This is a genomic window from Flavobacterium sp. KBS0721 (assembly GCF_002007065.3).
Classification (GTDB): Bacteria; Bacteroidota; Bacteroidia; order Flavobacteriales; family Flavobacteriaceae; genus Flavobacterium; species Flavobacterium piscis.
In genome coordinates this window covers 4,697,254-4,720,761 of sequence record NZ_CP042170.1, presented here as the reverse complement: position 1 = coordinate 4,720,761, position 23,508 = coordinate 4,697,254, and the positions used below count along the sequence as shown (strand labels likewise).

Genomic DNA, 23,508 nt, shown 5'->3' with positions numbered 1-23,508 from the left:
TAATATAAAATAGTTTTAGAATGAATAACGGAAAAAACCTTAAAGCTGTAGCCTACGGAGAAGTACTTTGGGATGTTTTTGATAACGAAAAAAAGATTGGCGGAGCACCTCTTAATGTCGCTTTACGCATGAAAACATTAGGTTGTGATGTAGCCATGATTAGCTGCGTAGGAAAAGATAATGACGGAGAGGCAATTATCAATCAGGTCAAAAATCTGGGACTTGAAACGGATGCAATCATGCAGTCGGAAAGTTTTCCAACCGGATTGGTAAATGTTACCTTAAACGAGCGTGGTTCGGCAACGTATGAAATTGCCTATCCATCGGCCTGGGATAAAATTGTACTCAACGATTTTGCAAAAAAAATAGTTGCCGAAGCTGATGTGCTAATTTACGGCAGTTTGGTTTGCAGAGACGAAGTTTCAAGAAAATCTCTCGAAGAATTGTTACAGACAAACGTATATAAGGTTTTTGATGTGAATTTAAGAAAGCCACATTACTCGCATGAAATTTTGGAGCAACTAATGCATTCTGCGAATTTTATAAAGTTTAATGACGAAGAATTATTAGAAATTGCCGAAGCAATGCATTCACCTTTTACTGGTTTAGAAGAGAATATGCACTTTGTGGCAGAAAAAACCAATGTTACGGCAATGTGCGTAACAAAAGGGAAACACGGCGCATTGCTAATGTGGGAAGGCAAACTTTATGATAATAGCGGCTATCCTGTTGAAGTTGCAGATACGGTAGGAGCAGGCGATTCATTTTTGGCAGCACTAATTACTTCGCTGCTTACCGGAAAAGAACCTCAGGCAGCTATAGATTTTGCTTGTGCGGTTGGAGCTTTGGTTGCTGAAGCGCCAGGAGCAAATCCCGTAATTTCGCATTCTAAAATTGAAAATTTAATGACTAAAGTTTCATAATTATTTAGTCTTTAATTGTTTTTGAAGAACAATAAAGTAAAAGCCACTCCCGAAAAGGAGTGGTTTTTTGTTTTATAAATTTCAAATATAGCTTTATTCCTGCTCTGTTAAGTTTCCTGATTGGGTGGCGTTTTTTTGCGCCATAGTATCTTTATGCTCTGCTCCCCAATTGCTTATTGAGCCCCAGATTGGCACTAATTTCAGGCTAATTTCGGTAAGTTCATATTCGACTCTGGGCGGAACTTCAGCATAAACGGTACGTTTTACCATTCCGTCACGTTCTAATTCGCGCAATTGTAAAGTAAGCATGCGTTCGGTAATATTACATATTTGGTTTCTTAATTCACCAAATCTAAGTTTTCCTTTTTCAAGTTTGCACAGTATCAACAGTTTCCATCGACCGCCTACAAGACAAACAGCATAGGTCAGATTGCAGGTTGTGATATAGTTTCTGTTTTCTGTATTGGTAGAACTTTCCTTTCTTTTAGACATTACTTACTTTTTTGTTAGTACCCTACATTGGGATGTTTACTCTGTAAAATTAGTGTACTGTATGTAGTTTTGCAACTCTAAATCATTACAACATGTTAAAATACACTTTTACGCTTATTATGGCAGTAACACTTACAGGAATTCCCATTCAGGGACAAGCCATCAAAAATGCCATTTATTCATCTCTAAACTCTGAAAGCAATGAAATTAAATAAAAAAATAGCATATGTTGGCTGTCTGGGAATGATTGGAATCATAACGACAGAATTTGGAATAATCGGAATCTTGCCACAAATTGCCCTTTATTACGGAATAACAATCGATAAAGCGGCTTATTTATTAAGTGCTTTTGCATTGGTTATTGCACTTACGGGACCCTTTATGACTTTGCTATTTTCTGGTTTTGATAGAAAAAAGATCATGCTTGCTACCATTTTTGTCTTTTTATTTTCGACAATTATTTCTGCATTTTCTCCACCTTTTTGGCTTTTGATGATCGTTCGTATGCTGCCTGCCTTTTTACAGCCCGTTTATATCGCCACAGCAATTGCAGCAGCAGTATCATCCGGAGAGAAAAGTCAGGAGAATCAATTGATGGGAATCGTTCTTGGCGGAATCGCATTGGCGATGGTTACAACGGTGCCTTTTGCGACCTATTTGGCAAGTGTTTTTACATGGCAGATTTCATTTTTTGTACAGGCCATAGTAAGTGCATTAGCATTAGTTACAATTTTCAGGATCATGCCAGACGGAGATATACCAGAGAAAAAATCATACGGAAGTCAGGTTAAAATTCTAAAAGATAAATCCTTTGTTTTAAGTACTGCAATGAATTTTTTTATGATTGCATCGTGGTTTTCAACTTACAGTTATTTTGCTGATTATTTAATAAAAACCAGAAAAGTAGATATGGAAACCATTAGCTATCTTTTGCTTTTGTTTGGCGTTGTAGGTGTTTTTTCTAATTGGTTATCGGGAAAAATGCTGACCAGAAGCATAACAAAAACAGTTGCCTTTTTTCTTTGCGGAACTGTGATTATTCCAGTGATACTTATTTATTCAGGAGATAGCCTCTGGATAACTGTAATTGTAGTGGCGATTTGGGGATTTTTTTATGCGCCATGTTTCTTAAATGCATCGGCTTACATGATTTCGGCAGCTCCAAAATCGCTTGAATTTGCGAATAGTTTAGCGACTTCCTTTGGAAATCTGGGAGTATTTCTAGGTACAGCTGTTGGCGGCTGGATTATTTCTCAAAGTACCATTAGCAATGTTCCGTGGGCAGGAATGGGGTTTGGAATATTATCCTTGTTGATGGTAGTTTGCAGAAGCATTTTAGAAAAGAAGAAGAATAAAATATTAATACCTATTATGTTAAGTAATAAATAAAAATCCTTTCACTTAAATTTGAAATTGCCCTCAAAAAGTTAACTACTATTTGAGGGTGTTTTTTGTTAATAAAGTTCGTTTATTTTTAAAATGAGTTTATGACTTGTTAAAACCCTTAATTAAAAATCAATCATTCAAAATAGGTAACAAAAATTATCGCTTTGTGTTTTTATTTAACGTATTAGTGCGATTATTATCATTCAATGATTTTTGTCATATTTTGTGTTAATTGTGAGTCGTAAATGTATTTATTTGTTAACTTTCTGATGTTTATAAATTTTTAATGTATTTATCTTCAATTGATTAAGTGTTATTTTTTGTAAACTTTTTTAATCTGATTTTTTTTAGAGTTTATTTGGTTCTAAATTTACCATTCGTAAAAAACTTCAAAATATCATAATCATGGATGAATTATTAGCTACAAAAAATCAAACAATTATTTACACTCAGGACGAAGCAATTCAGGCTTCTTTAGACTACTTTAAAGGAGATAGTCTTGCTGCAACTGTTTGGGTAAGCAAGTATGCTCTTAAAGATTCTCAAGGTAATATTTTTGAAAAATCTCCCGATGATATGCACCGTCGTATCGCGTCTGAAATAGCAAGAATTGAGAGTAAATATGCAAATCCGCTGAGCGAGCAAGAAATTTTTGATCTCATAAAAGATTTCAAATATCTTGTGCCTCAGGGAAGTCCGATGACCGGAATAGGAAATCCGTTTCAGGTAGCATCCTTGTCCAATTGTTTTGTAATTGGCAGTGACAATTCGGATTCGTATGGCGGAATCATGAAAACAGATCAGGAGCAAGTTCAGTTAATGAAACGCAGAGGAGGAGTGGGGCATGATTTGTCACATGTTCGTCCTAAAGGTTCTCCAGTAAAAAATTCAGCATTGACCTCTACAGGATTAGTTCCTTTTATGGAGCGTTACTCCAATTCAACTCGAGAAGTAGCGCAGGATGGCCGTCGCGGTGCTTTGATGCTTTCGGTTTCTGTAAATCATCCCGATGCCGCTGATTTTATTGATGCTAAAATGGAACAGGGAAAAGTAACCGGTGCCAATGTTTCGGTGAGAATTGATGATCTATTTATGAAAGCCGTAAAAGCCGATGCGCTGTACGAACAGAAATATCCTATTTTTAGCGATACACCTTTATATTCTAAAGTAATTAAAGCAAAAGAACTTTGGGATAAAATCATACACAATGCCTGGAAATCAGCAGAACCTGGGATTTTATTCTGGGATACTATTATCAACGAATCCTTGCCGGATTGTTATGCTGATTTGGGATACAAAACTTTATCAACAAATCCGTGTGGCGAAATCCCGCTTTGTGCTTATGATTCCTGTCGTTTATTGGCAATAAATTTGTTCTCCTATGTAAAAAATCCGTTTACCAAAAAAGCTTCTTTTGATTTTGAACTTTTCAAAAAACACGTAGCAGCTGCTCAAAGGATAATGGATGATATCATTGATCTTGAACTGGAAAAAATTGATGTTATTTTAGAAAAAATCAATCAGGATCCGGAAAGCGAAGAGGTAAAAATGGTAGAGAAAAATCTTTGGTTAAACATCAAACATAAAGCCAATGAGGGTCGTCGTACCGGAATTGGAATTACTGCCGAAGGTGATATGCTGGCAGCATTAGGTTTACGTTACGGAAGCGACGAAGGTATTTTGTTTGCCGAAAAAATTCACCAGACACTTGCCGTTGAAGCTTACCGCGGATCAGTAAATCTGGCTAAAGAACGCGGAATGTTTGCTATTTATGATGCTAAAAGAGAAAAACATAATCCGTTTTTGCTTCGATTAAAAAAAGCCGATGCAGAGCTGTATACCCAAATGCAAAAACACGGACGTCGTAATATTGCATTATTGACAATCGCACCAACCGGAACTACAAGCTTAATGACGCAGACTACATCGGGTATTGAGCCAGTTTTTCTTCCCGTTTATAAAAGAAGAAGAAAAGTAAACCCAAACGATAAAGATGCCAGAGTTGATTTTGTAGATGAGTTAGGAGACAGTTGGGAAGAATATGTGGTGTTTCACCACCGATTCAAAGAATGGATGATGATCAACGGATATGATACTTCTAAAAACTACAGTCAGGAAGAAATTGATGTGCTGGTAGAAAAATCACCGTATTACAAAGCAACCAGTAATGATATCGATTGGCTGAACAAAGTAAAAATGCAGGGAAAAATCCAGAAATGGGTCGATCACTCTATTTCAGTAACCATTAATGTTCCTAACGAAACACCTGAGGAAATGGTGAATAAGCTGTATATGGAAGCCTGGGAAGCAGGATGTAAAGGCGTTACCGTTTATCGTGACGGCTCACGTTCAGGAGTTTTAATTTCGAATACAGAAAAGAAAGAGGAAGTCAAAGAAATACAAGCAAATACCTTTACAACCAAACGTCCGCAAATATTAGAGGCCGATGTAGTACGTTTTCAAAACAGTAAAGACAAATGGATTGCCTTTATCGGATTATTGGATGGCAAACCTTATGAAATCTTTACCGGTTTGGTAGATGACGAAGATGGTATCTTGATTCCGCGTTGGGTTTCTGAAGGATTGATTATTAAAAATAAAAATGAAGACGGAAATACCCGCTACGATTTTCAATATAAAAATACCAGAGGTTACAAAACCACGATCGAGGGACTTTCGCATAAATTTAATCCCGAATACTGGAATTACGCCAAACTGATCTCAAGTACGCTAAGACACGGAATGCCGATTGATAAAGTAGTAGATTTAATTAGCAGTTTACAACTGGATAGCGAATCTATAAATACCTGGAAAAATGGTGTATCGCGTGCCCTGAAACGTTACATAGTAGATGGCACAGAAGTCCGTGGACAAAAATGCAGCAATTGCAACTCAGATAATCTTATTTATCAGGAAGGCTGTCTTACTTGTAGTGATTGCGGTTCGTCTAAATGCGGCTAATTTTCTTTGCCACGAAGGCGCTAAGACGCTAAGTTTTTTATAAAGTTTTTGCCACGAAGGCGCTAAGTCGCAAAGTTTTTTTATAAAGTTTTGCCACAAAGTCGCTAAGGCGCAAAGTTTTTTTATTATCTATAATTGATTGAAAGCTTTGTGTCTTAGCGACTTCCTGGCATTCTTTTCTTAAGCGCTAACCAATTAAAAATCTTAGTGTCTTAGTGCCTTCGTGGCAAAAACTTTTTTTCGCGTAGGGATAGTTTTATTAAAAATTCAGATCAAGGTAAAATCCTATAAACACTGAGGTATAAGTGATTTTTATAACTCTATTTTTATGATATATTTATAAATTTAGCTTATAATTGTACTATTTACACAAAATCAAAAAAACACCTTTTATTTTGAAGTATTTAGTTTCACTTTTTATACTGCTATTTGGTTTTCCTTCATTGGGTTATGCACAGGACAATCCTGTAAAATTTCTTGATATTTCTGATGGATTGTCTAACAATTCCGTCACCACTATCTTTCAGGATAGTGATGGCTATATGTGGTTTGGAACTTACGACGGACTCAATCGTTATGACGGATACAATTTTAAAGTTTTCCGTAATCGAATCAACGATAAAAAATCACTTTTATTCAATACGATTTATAATATCGAGGGAGATTCCAGAAAAAATATTTGGGTCGGTGGCTCAAACGGCGTTTGTATTTACAACAAAACCACAGCCACATTTCATTCTGTAGAATATGCGGTATCAGGCAAAAAGTCTGAAATATTAAAAGACATCATTCACCAGATGCGTTCTGTTTCTGATGATTTGGTTTTAATAGCCTCTCAAAACCTGGGATTAATTGCTTTCGAAAACGGTTCTTTTGTTGGTAAACACATTCCGCTAAATGTTTTGGGAAACAGAATTACGGTTAATAATTATGATGCGATTGCAATTCAGGATGACAAAAAAAACAATCATTCCTGGGTATATATTAAAAATGTTGGTATTGCCAGCTACAATTATAAAACAAAAAGTTTAAAAGTCGCTTTTCCGCTTTCTATGGAAGTCAAAGCGATGAAATTGGCTACAGACGGCAATTTATTATTAGGAACTGATGAAGGTTTGTTTCTCTTTAATACCAAATCAGGTTCGTTGTCAGAGAACTACTTTTCGAGCAAATCCAGCGTTACCGATTTTCTTTTAGATAAAAAAAATGAAATCTGGATTACCACAGATGGTTCAGGAATTTATAAAGTCATTGGTACAAGCAAAAAAGCAATTCCTGCAAATGCGATAAAAGAAAATCAAGTTGCCAAAAGTAATTCGGTTTGGAGTTTATACGAAGATAAATCAGGCAACAAATGGTTTGGTTCTTTGCGTGGAGGAATAAGTATGCTCAGCAATACACCCAAATACTTTAAAAGCATAAAATACAACTCAAAAGATCTTGTAGAGAATTTTATTTTGTCTTTTTGTGAAGATGAAAAAAACAATGTTTGGGTGGGTACAGACGGTGCAGGTTTAAAATATTGGGATAGAAAAAACAATTCCTATACCAGTTACAGCAACAAACTTCCGAACAAATTTATTACCGGAATTGTACGTGACAACAACAACGAAATCTGGCTATCGAGCTGGGCAGGCGGCGTAAGTAAAATCAATCCAAAAACAAATTCGGTTACACCATATACGTGTTACAATCCTTACACCAAACAAATCGAGAAGAATATTTGGTTTGTTTACAAAGATTCAAAAGCCAATATCTGGGCAAGTGCCACAAACGAAGGTGCCTTGTATTTTCTTGACAGAGTAAAAAACAGCTTCACACTTTTTGATCCCTCGGTTACTAATTTGCAATGCATGACAGAAACCATCGACGGAAAACTTTGGGCAGGAAATTATACGTCATTATTTTCTATCGAAAAAAACACACATAAAATCAATAAAGTTACGATAGGACACCCTGTAAGATGTATTCACGAAGACAAGGATAAAAACCTTTGGTTGGGCACTCAGGAAGGTGGTTTATTGCTGTTTGACCGAAAAACAAATACTTTTAAAAGATTAACCACAGATGATGGTTTGCCTTCAAACACCGTTTTAAGATTGCTTGAAGATAAAGAAGGAAACCTTTGGATGAGTACGTATAATGGTATTTGCAGGTATGATAAAAAGAGAAAAACATTCCGTAATTTTTCTGTAAATGATGGTTTGCAGAGTAATCAGTTTAGTTTTAATGCGGGGCTTAAATTATCTACAGGAGAATTTTTGTTTGGAGGAATAAACGGTTTTAATGCCTTTTTTCCCGAAGCCATAAAAGGATTCAATCAAAAAAACAATTTATTGCTATCTGATTTTTATGTCAACAATTTGCCTATTGAAGAAAGCAAAAACGACTTAGAATGGGAGAATGGCAAAATCAAACAAGTAAGTCTTCCGTACGATCAAACGACATTGTCACTCGAATTTGTCGCGTTGGATTATAATAATGCTGACAAAATAAATTACGCCTATTATTTAGAAGGCTGGGACGAACAATGGAATTATGTGGGTCAAGCCCGAAAAGCCAATTATGCCCGATTGACCGAAGGAAAATATATTTTTAAAGTAAAAACTACCAATTTTAAAGGCGGCTGGAACAAAGAAGTAAGTTTAATAACCATAGAAGTTTTACCCCCGTGGTACAGAGCATGGTGGGCGTATGCATTGTATATACTGGCCGGTATAGGGGCTATTTTTGCTTATTTGGAATACAATAAAAACAAAGAAAAACTCAAGTATAAAGTTAAAATTGCTGAACTGGAAAGCAAGAAAGAAAAGGAAATTGCCGAAAAGCAATCCTCAATGTTTACCTATATTTCGCACGAATTTAGAACGCCGCTTTCGCTGATCATAAATCCGTTGAAAAAAGCAGTGCAGAAAGAAAGTGTACAAAATGGTTCGTCGGGAAGTGATTTGGCCATTGCGCACAGAAACGCCAGGAGACTTTTGAGTCTGGTCGATCAGTTGTTGCTTTTTAGAAAAGCAGAGAACGATGCGGATTCACTCAGATTATCTCCCATTAATGTAAATAATCTTTGTAATGAAGTGTATCAATGTTTTGTCAATCAGGCAAAAGATAAAAGTATTCGATACAATTTTGGTATTCCGGATCATGAAATTGTGATTATCGGTGATTACGAAAAAATTGAAATTTCGCTGTTTAATTTAATGTCAAATGCTTTTAAATACACACCAATTGGCGGAGAAATCAACCTTAAACTTACAGAAAACGATCAGCAGGTTTACTTAGAAATTTCGGATAGTGGTGACGGAATCGAACCCAAAGATATTGAAGTGATCTTTGAAAAATTCAAACAAATAAAATCGAAAGTATCCATTGGAACCGGTTTTGGAATTGGACTTTATATCGTTAAATATTTTGTCGACAAACACAAAGGAACCGTAAGCTGTACCAGTGAAATTGGAAAAGGAAGTACTTTTAAACTCACATTCCTTAAAGGAGACAGTCATTTTGATAATGTAGAAATTACGAATGAAATCCCAAAAAGGAGCCAGTTATTTGATGAGCTTATTATCGATGACGGTGAGGAACATCAGGTTTCGAATCCTGCCGTTTCAGAAACTGATTTCCAGAAAATCATGCTGACCGATAAACGTACGGTTTTGATTATTGATGATAATGTCGAAATACGAGCTTATCTGATCAAACTATTTTCAGAATCCTATATTGTTTACAGTGCCGAAAATGGAGAAGAAGGTTTAAAACTAACCAAAAAACACATGCCTGACCTGGTGATTAGCGATATCACGATGGAAGAAATGGATGGTTTGGAATTGTGCCGAAAAATAAAGGAGAATGACGCTTTATCTCATATTCCGGTTATTTTACTAACAGCATCAAAAAATCCCGAAACTCATCTGCAGGGAATCAACGACGGTGCAGATGATTATATCACCAAACCTTTTGATGATGATATTCTGGTGGCGCGTGTCGAATCGTTACTAAGAAACCGCAGTAATTTGCGTACCTATTTCTTAGATAGTATCACACTAAAGGAAAACACCCAGAAAGTACCGCAGGAATATCAGGAAATCCTGAAAAAGTGTATTGATATCGTTGAAGCCAATATTCATAAAAGAGATTTTACGATAAAAAACTTCGCCCTCGAAATGGGAATGAGTCATAGAACCTTGTACACGAAAATTAAAATCATTTCCGGCCAGACTTTAAATGCCTTTATTCGTTCGGTTAGAATTCGAAGAGCGGCCATGCTAATGCTTACCGAGGATATTAATATTACTCAGGCAAGTGCAGAAGTCGGTTTTGAAGATCCTAAATATTTCAGACAGCAATTTGTAAAGCTCTTCGGAATGACACCTTCGGAATATATCAAAAAGTACAAGAGTTCTTTCAACTCAGATCTTAATGTTATTAAATGATTTTTAAGCTCAAACTTGTCATTGCGAGGAACGAAGAACCACACTTACCAAAATCACTAATTGGATTCAGCGAAAGAGATTGCTTCGTTCCCTCGCAAAGACGAATAGTGGGTTTACTTTGTCGAGTTCCCAGTGTGATTTTTCCCTTCTTTTGAAATGACAAAATAGTAAGCATTAAAAACGCAAACGTTTTAGCTGTAAAACATGATTTTATTTGGTAATTACATATAATTCAAAAATAGGCTGTTATTTTTTCATAGTCCTTAATTTTTAATCCAAAATAATAGTTAATTGCAATTTTGACCTCCTTTTTTTTCCATTTTACCCCTCCTTAAAAGTGTGTTTTATACATTTCTTTGCACTTATAGTAATCTGTTAGTTGAATTACTGTGTGTAATATAAGTGTTTATTTTACGATAAGTTTTTGATCTGTTTAAAGGAATTGAGCCTTCTTTAAAATAAGATAGTAAGAGTTGGTTTTACATGTTACTTATCAAACCCGCAGTAAAAAGCTGCGGGGTAAAATAAAGGTTAATTAGAGAATGAGATAATTAGATAATATTATTGAAGTTGTTCAATTTGCCAATTAAAAAATCAGCACAGTTTTTAATTATCTCATGTTCTTACGGTCAAATTATCACATTATCTAATTATAAACAATTAACCAAACCCAATAAATATGAAAATAACCACATAACCATTTTTTGTTGTACTATTTATTGCCTCATAAAAATAGTTAGCAACGCAAATCTTAAAAATTAGCCTACACAATTTTAAACTTTCACTTTACAATACTTAACTAACCTAACCTTAAAAATCAAATGAAAAAAAATGTATTTTTATTTTTTCTTGCTGTTTTTGCTGTTCTATTTACAGGATGTCAAAATAACGAATCTGATTTTCCAAGTTCTGACAATCCTACTGTCGCAGTTTCGACAAAGGAAATTTACGGAGCACCAAGCAGGAAATTTGAAATTAAAGCCGCTTTGGCTGACGATTTAGGATTAAAAAGCGTGAGAATTCAAATCCCTGAATTATCACTGGATAAAGTCATTGCTTTCGCAACTGATCCCTTACTTAAATCATACGATTTGAGTTATTTTTTTGAAGTTCCTGCCAATAGAGGAACCTCTGAAGCTTTCAAAATAAAATTAACGATTACCGATGTTTCAGGAAATGCAATTGATGAGGATATCAATTTACGTCTTGACGGAGAATTTGCTGCACCATCAATCACCATGATTACTCCAAAAGAAGGAGCCGTTATTTTATTATCGACAAGCAATCAAATGCCGGTGAATTTTGTAGTTAATGACGATTCTGGAATTGATTATATTCAGATTCAGTGTGCTGCATTGGGTATTGATGAAAAAGTTCAGTTAACAGGAGCACCACAATCGTATACTTTCAATAAAACGTACACATTACCGGTAACGGCTGATAATTATGTTTTAACGATTACGGCAAAAGATAAATTTGCGATTCCTAATACAGGAACGCTAAGTGTAAATGTTGTAGCTACAAATGAGTATCCTGCCATTTACTTATGCGATCAGCCAAAAGGAACGAGTCTTACCACTGATGCTGTTGGGGTACCGATGTATTTCCACAATAAAGAAGGACAAGATTTCGAATTCAAATATTATGCTGATAAAGACAATAAAGAAATTTATTTCTTAGGTCAGGAATCTGATTTTGCGCCACATTGTTTTGGTTTAAATGCTTCAGGTGAATTGGCAGATGACGTTGCATCAACACCAATTATCTTGCCTACAAAAGGATATTATGTAATCAAAGTAAATCCAAATACTCTAAAATATACTGCAACTAAATATACGCCATCAAGTAAAGTTTGGGCTGATGTAGCCAACGGATTATGGCATGATGAAGAAGCAAAAAGAAGACCTTTCGTAAGTGTTTGCGGTTCCGGAATTCAAGGTGCTGACTGGGATACCTGGACGGCTTGGGTTCAAACAGGATTACACTTAGCCAACAACCCAAATAACCCTTACCAATTAGTAGGAGAGTATACGCTGACAGGAACTATGGAAGCAACTTTTACAGGTCAATGGTGGAATCCATCATGGAGGTTAATCAAAAACGGGGTGGCTACAATGTCGCCGGGAGAAAACGGAAATGCTAAATATCCGGCTGCTCCGGGAGTTTACAAAGTAGTGCTGGATACTGAATTGGAAAGACTTTTTGTTACTAAAAAATAGTAGCTTATCATCTGGCTATAACATTTAATTAAAAAATATCTTAATATGAAATATAAATTTATATGGTTGTTTATCACCATGTTGTGCAGTGCTGCGACATTTGGTCAAATAACAGTAAAAGGAACCGTTAAGGATAAAGGCAATGTGCCCATTCCGGGAGTAAACTTAATCGTAAAAGGAACTGCAAGTTCAGCTGCTACAGATTTTGATGGAAATTTTACGATTTCTGTTCCCAATAAAAATGCCCAGATCGAGTTTTCGTTCATTGGCTTTGCCAATAAAACTATTTCGGTAGGAGAGCAAACCGTTTTAAATGTGATTCTTGAAGAATCAAGTCAGGTTCTTGACGAGATTGTTGTGGTGGGTTACGCTGCTGTAAAAAAGAGCGATGTAACGAGTTCGATTTCTTCTATAAAAGGAAAAGAGCTTCAAACCATGACTGTGGGTAACGTTGCAGAATCTTTGCAGGGTAAAGTTGCCGGAGTTCAGGTTACAGGTCAGGGTGGTCCGGGCGCTCAGCCAAGGGTTTTAATTCGTGGAATTTCTACGGTAAACCTTAATACAGATCCGCTTTATGTGGTAGATGGAATCCCGATGGGAACAAGCATCAACTTTTTAAGCAACAATGAGATCGAATCGATGGAGGTTTTAAAAGATGCTTCTGCGAGTGCCATTTATGGTTCCCGAGCTTCGAACGGAGTTATCTTGATCACTACCAAAAAAGGTAAAAGTGGTCAGACAAGATTCAATTTTGATATGAGTTCAGGGATTCAGATGATGAACAATCCTTATAATATGTCAGATGCTGTTGGTTATGCTACAATTATGAACAAAGCCTACAACAACTCAGGTTATGCAGATTATTTGCCAAATCCGTCTCAATACCAAGGAAAAACAACTGATTGGTGGAAAGCTGGAATTAAGTCCGGAGCGCCCGTAACAAACGCTTCTTTGGGAGTTAGCGGAGGTTCTGATAAACATACTTATGCCATTAGTTTAAACTATTATAACTCAGAATCTATTTATGAAGTGGGAGGATGGGAAAGAATCACGATGAGAATCAATAACGATTTTAAATTCTCAGATAAATTTTCTGCCGGAATTACTTTAAATCCTCGTTACGAAACTTATGGAGCTCCTGGAAACTGGGCTGATTTTGATAAAATCGATCCTATTACGCCAGTCTATAAACCAGCAGATCAATTGACAGGTTTAGAAAACGAATACAGCATTTTTGCACGTTCTCCTTCATACGTTTGGAATCCTGTTGCATCTGTAAAACGTTATGATGATTTTACAGATCAGTACAACTTAAATACAAACGGTTACTTGCAATATACGCCAATAAAAGGTTTAGTAATTCGTACTCAGGCTTCTGTAGAAGTAGGAGATAAAGTTAGAAGCAAATTTACACCGGATTTCGTAATTGATGCTGCACACGAAAAAGCAGAGATCAATACGATCGAAAGATGGAATACAACAAATGTTGACTGGACATGGCAAAATACTATTACTTATTCACGAGCATTTGCAGAAAAGCATAATTTCTCTTTAATGGTAGGTAATACTATGGAAGAATACAATGGTAAAGATCTTTGGGGATACGGAGAAGGAGTTCCTAACAATACTGATGCCATGAGAGAATTAAATGCCGCAACCAAAAACCGTAATAGCGGTGGTAACAGCTGGTCAAGTTCTTTGATGTCTTATATTTCTCGTTTCTCATACAATTATGACAGTAAATATTATTTTACAGGAACATTCAGACGTGATGGTTCTTCTAAATTCATGACTAATAATAAATGGGCTAATTTCCCGTCGGCATCTGTTTCATGGAGAATTCTTAATGAAGGATTTATGGAGTCTACAAAAGATGTTTTAAGCGATTTAAGATTTAGAGCCGGTTGGGGTAAAGTAGGAAATCAGGGATTGCCAACAGCAGTTTATCAATCCAACATTGGACAAGGATTTTATCCTATTGGCGATGTAGTGGGCGATACTTCTTTCCCATCATCTATGGCGAATAAAGACATTAAATGGGAAACTGTAGAAGATATGAGTTTTGGACTTGATTTCGGATTATGGAAAAACAAACTATCAGGATCTTTAGAATATTATCAAAAGAAAACCAAGGATATGTTGTTCCTGAAACAATTTCCAACGTACAGTGGTTTCCCTGATAATTCAAGAATCTGGTCAAATGTAGGTTCTATGCAATCAAGCGGTATTGATTTATTGCTTTCTTATAAAGATAAAAAAGGTGATTTCTCTTATGGAGTTGATGTCACTTTTACAACAGTAAACATAGAAATGCTTTCATTATCATCTGAAGGAGAAAAACTTTACGGAGCAGGAAACAGAACCTTAACGATAAAAGGTGAAGAACCTGGATTTTTCTACGGATATGTGGCTGACGGATTATTCCAAAACCAAACACAATTGAATTCGCATACAGACGAGCACGGAACAAAATTACAACCATACGCTCAGGTAGGAGATGTTCGTTTTAAAGATGTAAACGGTGACGGAAAAATAGACGAAAAAGACCGTACAAAAATTGGTTCGCCTTGGGCAGATTATAATGTAGGTCTGAATTTGAATTTTGCTTACAAACAATTTGATTTAGTAGCCAATTTTTATTCAAGTATTGGAAATGAAATCGTAAACGAAAACATTTCGGATTTATACAATGGTGCAAGTTTAACCAACAAAGTAAGCGGATTAGACCAAATGGCATGGCATGGTGAAGGAACTTCAAACCGTGTTCCTCGTTTGTCTAAAGATGATAACAACGAAAACTTTACCAAATTCTCTTCTTTATATGTTGAAGATGGTTCGTTTGTACGTATGAAAAACCTTCAGGTTGGATATTCATTCTACAACAAGTTTGGTTTAGATAAATTGAGAATCTCATTATCAGGACAAAATTTATGGACATGGACCAAATACGATGGTGTTGATCCTGAAGTTGCAGGAGGAGATCCTGACAAAGGCGACAGAGTAAAAGGATCAGGTTTTGGAGGATGGAACTATCCTGTTCAGCCGACTATTTTGATGGGTCTTAATGTAGCATTTTAATAAAAAACGACATGAAAAAAACGATATTATCAATACTAGCTTTTTCTCTGGTTGCAGTTTCATGCAGCGATTTTATTGAAAAAGACGAAAGAGGGAAACAAACCTTAGAGAACTATTTTCAAACCGCACAGGAATGTGAGAATTATGCAAATGAATTAACACAAAGATTATTATTGGCTAAGGATTGGTGGACATTAGTTGCACCAAGAGTAACCAACGAAATGGCAACTGATGATGCCTGGATGGGAAATACAGGTCAGGATAGTGGCGCACACAGGCCAGCTTCACAATACCTGATAACGCCAGATAATATGGGAGACATGAACAGTATTTATACTGCTCATTATTACACCATTCAATCAGCCAACATTGGTTTAGAGAAAATGGCTGCATCACCAATTCCTGATGCGCAGAAAAATCAATATATGGGAGAATCCTTATTTGTAAGAGCGTATTGCTATTACGAATTGGTGAATCTTTTTGGAGCAGTTCCTTTATATACAAAAGTATTAGGAACTTCTGATCTGAATTTACAACGTAGTCCCGTTGCAGATGTTTATGCTCAAATCGAAGCCGATCTTAAAGAATCTGCTGCAAAACTGGATAATACTCCGGTAGCCAGAAACGGAAGAATCAACAAATGGGCAGCTTATGCTTTATTGGCGCGTGTATCGTTGTTTCAGGAAAAATGGGCTGAGGCCAAATTATATTCAAACAAAGTAATTACCGAAGGACCTTTTGCTTTAGAAGCTGATTTCTTAAACATCTGGAATGTAAACAATCATAACGGAGTAGAGTCTATTCTTGAAGCACAAACTTCGTCTGTACAGGATAAAGCTCTTGGAGCTGCTTTACCAACTTTGGCAGGAGCCAGAGGTGAAGACAAGAAAAACTTCCCGAGTAATGATGCGGGAGATGTTCTTGACGGTTGGGGATGGTGTATGCCAACCAGTGATTTAGAGAATGCTTACCTTTCTGAAAATGATGTAATTCGTCGCAGAAGTACTATTACAAAATGGGGAGAAGCAGCTTATGGAGATGAGGTTTTAAATCCAACACACAAATTCAGCTTAAACGATAATAAATCAGGGCGTATCATTCGTAAGTATTATATCCCGATAGCAACTCGTCGTGCATTAGACAAAAAAGACGGTCACTTACCATTGAATATTCCTTTGATTCGTTTGGCCGAAATGTATTTAACACGTGCAGAAGCTAATTATCATACCGGCGGAGACGCTTTAGGAGATATCAACGTCATTAGAGCCCGTGTAAAATTAGATCCAAAAACAGGATTATCAGGACCAACACTTTTAAGACAAATCTACAAAGAGCGTCGTTTAGAATTGGCTTTCGAAGGATTACGTATGTTTGATATCCGTCGTGAAAAAGATCCAAATACAGGAAGACCGGTAATTGAATCATTGATGGGGCCAAACGGAACTTTTGTTCAGTACAACCTGAATTCTACAGATCCTTACGAAACGACCAATTTGAGAGAACCTCAGGATAAAGGAATCAATTTTAATCCTGCAAAACACTTATTATGGCCAATACCTCAACTAGAAATTGATTTAAGCGGAGGTGTAATCACTCAAAATCCTAATTACTAAAATGAGATTAATCAACAATAATAAAGTAAGTCTGCTGTGTGCAGGCTTACTTTTCGCAAACTCTTTTTTGGTAAGCTGCGATTCAGAAAACAACGGAAATTCAGATGCTGAAAATACTACAGCGGAGTTAAGTATCAATCTTGATGCAAATCTTCAAACGATGGAAAGCTTTGGAGCTTCTGATGCCTGGCAATGTAATTTTATAGGAAGAAATTGGCCTTCGGATAAAAAAAACAAAATAGCCGATTTACTTTTCAGTAAAGAAGTAGATGCAGACGGAAATCCAAAAGGAATTGGTTTATCGTTATGGCGTTTCAACCTTGGTTCAGGAAGTACTGAGCAGGGAGATGCAAGTGATATTACAGACGAATGGAGACGTACCGAATGTTTTACTACAGATGGAGTTACCTATAACATGAACAAACAAGCCGGACAGGTTTGGTTCATGAAAGCAGCAAAAGAACGTGGTTTAGAAAAATTACTGGCTTTCACCAATAGTGCTCCGGTATATTTAACACAAAACGGAAAAGCGCATGCATCAATAAAAGAATTTTATAATTTAAAAGATGGAAAATGGTCAGAATTGGCTGATTTCTGGATAAACTCTTTAGATAAATTAAAATCAGAGCACGGTTTAACAATCGATTACGTGTCTCCGTTTAATGAACCACAATACGAGTGGGATGGTTCAGGACAAGAAGGTTCGCCGGCTACGAATACCAATATTTATAGTTTTGTAAATGTACTTTCTCCAAAATTACAATCAAAAGGATTGACTTCTCAGATTGTTGTAGGTGAAACGGCAGCTTACGAACATCTATACAAAACGGTTTCTGGTAAAGAAAACAGATCGAACCAAATTGATTATTTCTTCGGAGTAAATTCGGCAAAAAATATTGCAGGATTACCAAATGTAAAAAAGACCATTTCAGGACACAGTTACTGGCAAGCCTGGCCTTTGACAGAATTAGTGTATTCAAGACAATTGGCAGTGACAAGAACACAATCAGTACCGGGATTAAGTCTTTGGTCATCAGAATATTGTGTTTTAGAAAGCCCTGGAACAGCTGAATTACCAGGAGGAGCAGGTCCGGGAAGAGATTTAGGAATTCAAACCGCACTTTGGACAGCCCGTATCATCAGTACTGATATTGCCGTTGGAGGTGTTTCGTCATGGCAATGGTGGACAGCCATTAGCCGCGGAGATTACAAAGATGGTTTAATTCACGTAGATGATGGTTCAAGCAACGGAGCAGGAAATGCAGATTATTGCAAAAATGACGGTTTTGTCAGAGACGCTAAAACACTTTGGGCATTAGGAAACTTCTCATTCTTCGTAAAACCAGGAATGGTGAGAGTGCAGATTCCTAGTGTTGATAATGCCACTTCCGTGAATGGTGTAATGGTTACTGCATACAAAGATGCCGCAACAAAAAAATTAGTAGTTGTAGCAGTAAACGTTGGCAAATCGGCGAAAGCCTATAAACTAAACCTTTCAGGCGGTGCATTAACAGATAATAAATTAACACCTTATACCACTTCTGAAACATTAAGCTTGAAAAAAGGAACTGCTGTTGAAGCTTCTGGATTTGAAATTCCTGCCAAGTCAATTGTGACTTATGTAGGGACATATAAGTAAGAGGTTCTAAGGGACTAAGTTGCTAAGGTACTGAGGTTTTTTTTTCTCAAGGATGGATTAAAATCCATCTCTAAAATATATTTTGTTCCTCTGGAACTTCTAAAGAAAATTCCGGAGGAATGATTCATATTGTAGCAACGGATTTTAATCCGTTGAAGTGAGAAGATTGCGATTTACCGTGCAGACCTTTGTCAAAGTTTAAAACTTTGACAAAGGTTATAACCGCAAACTATGTCATCCTGATCGAAGTCGAAGGACACGCAAGTAACTCTACAATCAAAGACGATAATCTTTGACAAGCTATTCACGGATTGTGGAATGATTATATAAATCAGAAAGAATAATAAAAATAATGAGAAAAGTATACATCTCGCTTTTATTGGTTATAAGTTCGCTGTCGTATGCACAGCGAACCGTAACCATTAGCACTGATCATGTAGTACAAACCATGGACGGTTTTGGAGGCTCTGATGCCTGGAGATGCCAGTTTGTGGGTAAAAATTGGCCGGAACAAAAAAAGAATGCCATTGCCGATTTGCTTTTTAGCAAAGAAATCGATGCACAGGGAAATCCAAAAGGAATCGGGCTTTCGATCTGGAGATTTAATCTGGGTGCGGGAAGTACGGAGCAAGGCGAAAAAAGTAAAGTTTCGGACGAGTGGAGAAGAAGTGAATCTTTTTTGCAGGCAGACGGAACTTACGATTTTAATAAACAAGAAGGACAAAGATGGTTCCTGCAGGCGGCGAAAAAACGTGGTGTCGAAAAATTCCTGATTTTTACCAATAGTCCGCCGGTTTACATGACCAAAAACGGATTATCTTTTGCATCCGAAAAGAATAAACTGAATCTAAAAGATGGTGCAATCCCAAAATTTGCCGATTTTCTAGTTCAAAGTATTCAGGGATTGGAAAAGAAAGAAGGAATCAAATTCGATTATGTAAGCCCAATCAACGAACCGCAATGGGAGTGGATGCCAAAACACGGTGACACTAACAGTCAGGAAGGAACTCCGGCAACGAATCAGGAAATTTACGATTTGACCAAATCACTTTCAGAAAAACTGAAAGCGAATAAATTGAATACAGAAATCGTCATTGCCGAAGCCGCACAAATCGATTATTTATACGAAAATGTAAATTCAGAAAACCGCGACAAGCAAATTGATTATTTCTTTGGAAAAACAAAAACCAACGTTTCAAAATTCCCAAATGTAAAAAACGTCATTTTAGGACATAGTTATTTTACTACCTGGCCCATTGAAAGACAGGTTTTAAGCAGAAAATTAATTGCAGCTAACATCAAACAAAATCCGGGATTAAAATACTGGCAGTCGGAATATTGTATTTTAGAAAATCCGGGAGAAGCTGAAATTCCGGGCGGTTCAGGCGGAGGAAGAGATTTAGGAATGCAAACTGCTTTATTCGTAGGGCGTTTAATTCATAATGATATTGCTGTTGCCAATGCCGCTTCATGGCAATGGTGGACATCGCTAACACGTGTTGATTATAAAGACGGTCTGATTTATCTGGATGACGGAAAAAGCAACGGAGGAACAGCACCGGATTACGTAAAGAATGACGGAGAATTTCACGATTCAAAACTACTTTGGGCTTTAGGAAATTACTCTTTGTTTGTACGTCCGGGAATGCTTAGAATCGATGTTCCCAACCAAAATGATCTGGAAGCAGCGAACGATGTAATGCTTACCGCTTACAAAGATGTCGAAAACAAAAAGCTAATTGTAGTTGCTGTAAACGTTGGAAAATCAGCCCAGAAATACAAATTCAATTTATCGAAAGGAACGGTGAAAAACAATGATTTTACACCTTACATAACCTCAGATACTTCGAATTTAAAAAGAGCAGCAACTCAAAAAATCGATAATCTCGAAATTCCCGCAAAATCGATAGTGACGTTTGTAGGGGAGTTACAGTTTTAGTATTCAGTCACAGTCTCAGTTTACAGTCACAGTTTACAGTCACAGTTACTGAAAACTGAAAACTGAGACTGGGACTGAGACTGCGACTAAAAACCTGAAACTTGAAACAAAAAATAAAAATAATAACTAAAAAATAACAAAAGCTTAGAACCCTAGATTCTCAGCACCTTAGAACCTTAAAAAAATGTTTACAAAAAAGATCTTACTACCCGTATTTCTCTTTTCGTGTTTGTCTGCATTCAGCCAGATCTCGTTTGGAGATTCAAAGAAAATCAATGACAACTGGAAATTCAATCTTCAGGATACTCCGGATGCACAAAAACAAGCTTACGACGATAGCAAATGGCAGTCAGTAAACGTCCCTCATGACTGGAGCGTAAAAGGACAATTGAGCCCAACATTGGCAAGTTGTACCGGTTTCTTGCCAGGCGGAATTGGCTGGTATCGTAAATTGGTTACGATTCCTCAAAGTAAAACAGGCGAAAAAGTCTACTTGTATTTTGAAGGCGTTTACAACAGAAGCGAGGTTTTCATCAACGGGCACTCTTTAGGAAAACGTCCAAACGGATATATTTCTTTTGCTTATGATGCGACTCCGTACGTAAAATATGGTGGAGAAAACACGATTTCAGTTCGTGTAGATCACAGTCAAAGTGCCGATTCAAGATGGTACACCGGTTCAGGAATTTACCGTGATGTTTGGTTGGTATATTCTAATCCGGTTCATATTGCGCAATGGGGAGTTTATGCATATCCGGAAGTAAAAAAAGGAACAGGAACATTAAATGTTGAGGTTGAGGTTGAAAATGGTTCAGCCGGAAAATCAAGTCTTACCGTAGTAAATGAACTGATTTCAAAAGACGGAAAATCAGTAGGTAAATCTTCTTCTAAAGTAGAGGTTGCCGCTAATAAAAGTGGAAAAATCTCGACCAAAATAAATGTGAAAAATCCACAATTATGGGATTTAGAGAATCCAAATTTATATCAGCTTAAAACAACTGTTTTTAAAGACGGAAAACAAATTGATGAAACGGTAACCAAAACAGGTTTCAGAGATTTCAAATTCGATCCTAACAATGGTTTTGCATTAAACGGAAAATGGATGAAAATGAAAGGTGTTTGTCTGCACCACGACGCCGGAGTTTTAGGTTCTGCAGTACCAAGAGAAGTTTGGGAAACAAGATTGAAAACATTAAAAGAAATTGGTGTAAACGCGATTCGTACAAGTCACAACCCGCAAGCGCCTGTTTTCTATGAACTTTGCGATGAGTTAGGAATATTGGTTTTAAACGAAGCTTACGACGAATGGGAATTTCCAAAACGTAAATGGTTAGAAGGATGGAATTACGGAACTCCGGGATTCGAAGGTACGTTTGATATTTTTGCAGATTACGCAGAAAAAGATTTGGAAGATTTTGTACGTCGTGACAGAAACCACCTTTCGGTTTTTGCATGGAGTATTGGTAACGAAGTAGATTATCCAAATGATCCGTATTCTCACCCGGTTCTGGATAAAGGAAAAGACGGATTTGGACAAGCCAATTATGGTGGTTACAAAAAAGATGCGCCAGATGCGATGCGTCTTGGAGCAATTGCAAAACGTTTGGTAGCTGCGGTTAAAAAATACGACAAATCACGCCCAACAACTGCTGGTTTAGCCGGAGTTGCGATGTCTAACGAAACAGAATACCCAGGTGCTTTAGACATTACAGGATACAATTATACAGAGAGCAAATACCAATCGGATCATGAAAAATATCCAAACAGAGTTATTTTTGGAAGTGAAAACGTTCACGACATGGAACCTTGGCTGGCAGTAAAAAACAACAAACACATTTTCGGACAGTTCTTATGGACAGGAATTGATTATTTAGGAGAATCAGGAAGATGGCCATCAAGAGGTTTTTACTCAGGATTGGTTGATTTTGCAGGAGTAATCAAACCTAGAGGATATTTCCGTCAGTCACTTTGGTCAGATAAACCAATGACATATATCGGAACTTATCCTTTAAAAGATGTAAAAGATGTATCTAAAGATGCGTGGGCTATTTGGAATTACACTCAAGGTGAAAAAATTCGCGTAGTGGTATATACCAATGCAGCAAAAGCAAGATTAGAACTGAACGGAAAAGTAGTGGGCGAAGCAAAAGCTTACGACGAAAAAACCGGAATTATCTATTGGGATATTCCATTTGCTTCAGGAAAATTAGAAGCAATTGGTTTAAGCAAAGACGACAAAGAAGTGAGCAGATACGCTATTTCGACTACGCAGCAACCTGTAGAATTAACTATTGCAGATAAAAACATTACGATTACAAAAGACAAAGGAGTTGCTAAAATCATGGTTCAGGTTAAGGATCAAAACGGTTTGCCGGTTATGCTTTCAGATAATGAAGTTACGTGCACCATTAGCGGACCTGGAGTTTTATTAGGATTGGAAGCTGGAAACAACAGCGACATGACAGATTATACAGATAATGTACAAAGAGTTTTCCACGGTCACATTGCAGCATACATTCAGGCAACCGGAGAAGCTCAGCCTATAAAAGTTACCTTTATAAGTCAATGGTTAAAACCAGTTGAAGTTACAATTAATGTGAAGTAATAAATCGGCAAGACCGAATAGGTTTTTAAAAGCTGTTAGGTCTAACAAAATGTCCGTTAGCTAAATAAATCAACACAACTAAAATTTATTACAATTGATTTTAATTTGTGATAAAAAATGAACCTGTCTGTTTATACAAGCAGGTTCTTGTGTTTAAGGAATAAATTATATTATATTTGAAGTGTATGTTTTACATTTATTAATTTTTACAAGCTTA

Annotated in this window: 12 protein-coding genes; 11 read left to right on the top strand and 1 reads right to left on the bottom strand. The window is 36.7% G+C overall.

What is annotated here, in order from left to right:
• Nucleotides 1-20 precede the first annotated feature (20 nt).
• Nucleotides 21-923: a carbohydrate kinase family protein gene (locus B0M43_RS19885; protein WP_078007895.1), complete on the top strand. Its 903-nt coding sequence runs from the start codon at nucleotides 21-23 to the stop codon at nucleotides 921-923.
• A gap of 93 nt (nucleotides 924-1,016) precedes the next feature.
• Here the strand turns inward: B0M43_RS19885 and B0M43_RS19880 are convergent, their stop codons facing one another.
• Nucleotides 1,017-1,415 (bottom strand): helix-turn-helix domain-containing protein, encoded by a 399-nt coding sequence (locus B0M43_RS19880; protein ID WP_065448979.1) that lies wholly within the window; start codon nucleotides 1,413-1,415, stop codon nucleotides 1,017-1,019.
• A 92-nt stretch (nucleotides 1,416-1,507) separates the two neighbouring features.
• Between B0M43_RS19880 and B0M43_RS24810 the strand changes: the two genes are divergently transcribed.
• From B0M43_RS24810 to B0M43_RS19835, 10 genes are all read left to right on the top strand, one after another.
• Complete coding sequence (locus B0M43_RS24810) at nucleotides 1,508-1,630, top strand: hypothetical protein (protein WP_256370408.1); 123 nt, start codon at nucleotides 1,508-1,510, stop codon at nucleotides 1,628-1,630.
• Nucleotides 1,617-2,804, top strand: coding sequence for an MFS transporter (locus tag B0M43_RS19875; protein WP_078007894.1), 1,188 nt, complete (start codon nucleotides 1,617-1,619; stop codon nucleotides 2,802-2,804). Before B0M43_RS24810 ends, B0M43_RS19875 begins: the two co-directional genes overlap by 14 nt.
• A 402-nt stretch (nucleotides 2,805-3,206) precedes the next feature.
• On the top strand, nucleotides 3,207-5,762 hold the full coding sequence (locus B0M43_RS19870; RefSeq protein WP_078007893.1) for an adenosylcobalamin-dependent ribonucleoside-diphosphate reductase: 2,556 nt from the start codon (nucleotides 3,207-3,209) through the stop codon (nucleotides 5,760-5,762).
• 395 nt (nucleotides 5,763-6,157) lie between these two features.
• Nucleotides 6,158-10,198, top strand: coding sequence for a hybrid sensor histidine kinase/response regulator transcription factor (locus tag B0M43_RS19865; RefSeq protein WP_078008029.1), 4,041 nt, complete (start codon nucleotides 6,158-6,160; stop codon nucleotides 10,196-10,198).
• Between the two features lie 821 nt (nucleotides 10,199-11,019).
• Nucleotides 11,020-12,417: a hypothetical protein gene (locus B0M43_RS19860; protein WP_065448976.1), complete on the top strand. Its 1,398-nt coding sequence runs from the start codon at nucleotides 11,020-11,022 to the stop codon at nucleotides 12,415-12,417.
• Nucleotides 12,418-12,462: 45 nt separating this feature from the next.
• Nucleotides 12,463-15,495, top strand: a complete 3,033-nt coding sequence (locus tag B0M43_RS19855; protein ID WP_078007891.1) for a TonB-dependent receptor — start codon at nucleotides 12,463-12,465, stop codon at nucleotides 15,493-15,495.
• A gap of 11 nt (nucleotides 15,496-15,506) precedes the next feature.
• On the top strand, nucleotides 15,507-17,108 hold the full coding sequence (locus tag B0M43_RS19850; RefSeq protein WP_078007890.1) for a RagB/SusD family nutrient uptake outer membrane protein: 1,602 nt from the start codon (nucleotides 15,507-15,509) through the stop codon (nucleotides 17,106-17,108).
• Nucleotide 17,109: 1 nt separating this feature from the next.
• Complete coding sequence (locus B0M43_RS19845; RefSeq protein ID WP_078007889.1) at nucleotides 17,110-18,747, top strand: glycoside hydrolase; 1,638 nt, start codon at nucleotides 17,110-17,112, stop codon at nucleotides 18,745-18,747.
• Between the two features lie 352 nt (nucleotides 18,748-19,099).
• On the top strand, nucleotides 19,100-20,686 hold the full coding sequence (locus tag B0M43_RS19840; protein ID WP_078007888.1) for a glycoside hydrolase: 1,587 nt from the start codon (nucleotides 19,100-19,102) through the stop codon (nucleotides 20,684-20,686).
• 184 nt (nucleotides 20,687-20,870) lie between these two features.
• Nucleotides 20,871-23,291: a glycoside hydrolase family 2 gene (locus B0M43_RS19835; protein WP_078007887.1), complete on the top strand. Its 2,421-nt coding sequence runs from the start codon at nucleotides 20,871-20,873 to the stop codon at nucleotides 23,289-23,291.
• Nucleotides 23,292-23,508 lie beyond the last annotated feature (217 nt).

What these genes read in the sequence shown, in the direction of transcription:
- B0M43_RS19855 (WP_078007891.1), top strand. Translation starts at nt 12,463, where the DNA reads ATGAAATATAAATTTATATGGTTGTTTATCACCATGTTGTGCAGTGCT.
- B0M43_RS19870 (WP_078007893.1), top strand. Translation starts at nt 3,207, where the DNA reads ATGGATGAATTATTAGCTACAAAAAATCAAACAATTATTTACACTCAG.
- B0M43_RS19885 (WP_078007895.1), top strand. Translation starts at nt 21, where the DNA reads ATGAATAACGGAAAAAACCTTAAAGCTGTAGCCTACGGAGAAGTACTT.
- B0M43_RS24810 (WP_256370408.1), top strand. Translation starts at nt 1,508, where the DNA reads ATGTTAAAATACACTTTTACGCTTATTATGGCAGTAACACTTACAGGA.
- B0M43_RS19840 (WP_078007888.1), top strand. Translation starts at nt 19,100, where the DNA reads ATGAGAAAAGTATACATCTCGCTTTTATTGGTTATAAGTTCGCTGTCG.
- B0M43_RS19835 (WP_078007887.1), top strand. Translation starts at nt 20,871, where the DNA reads ATGTTTACAAAAAAGATCTTACTACCCGTATTTCTCTTTTCGTGTTTG.
- B0M43_RS19875 (WP_078007894.1), top strand. Translation starts at nt 1,617, where the DNA reads ATGAAATTAAATAAAAAAATAGCATATGTTGGCTGTCTGGGAATGATT.
- B0M43_RS19860 (WP_065448976.1), top strand. Translation starts at nt 11,020, where the DNA reads ATGAAAAAAAATGTATTTTTATTTTTTCTTGCTGTTTTTGCTGTTCTA.
- B0M43_RS19845 (WP_078007889.1), top strand. Translation starts at nt 17,110, where the DNA reads ATGAGATTAATCAACAATAATAAAGTAAGTCTGCTGTGTGCAGGCTTA.
- B0M43_RS19880 (WP_065448979.1), bottom strand. Translation starts at nt 1,415, where the DNA reads ATGTCTAAAAGAAAGGAAAGTTCTACCAATACAGAAAACAGAAACTAT.
- B0M43_RS19850 (WP_078007890.1), top strand. Translation starts at nt 15,507, where the DNA reads ATGAAAAAAACGATATTATCAATACTAGCTTTTTCTCTGGTTGCAGTT.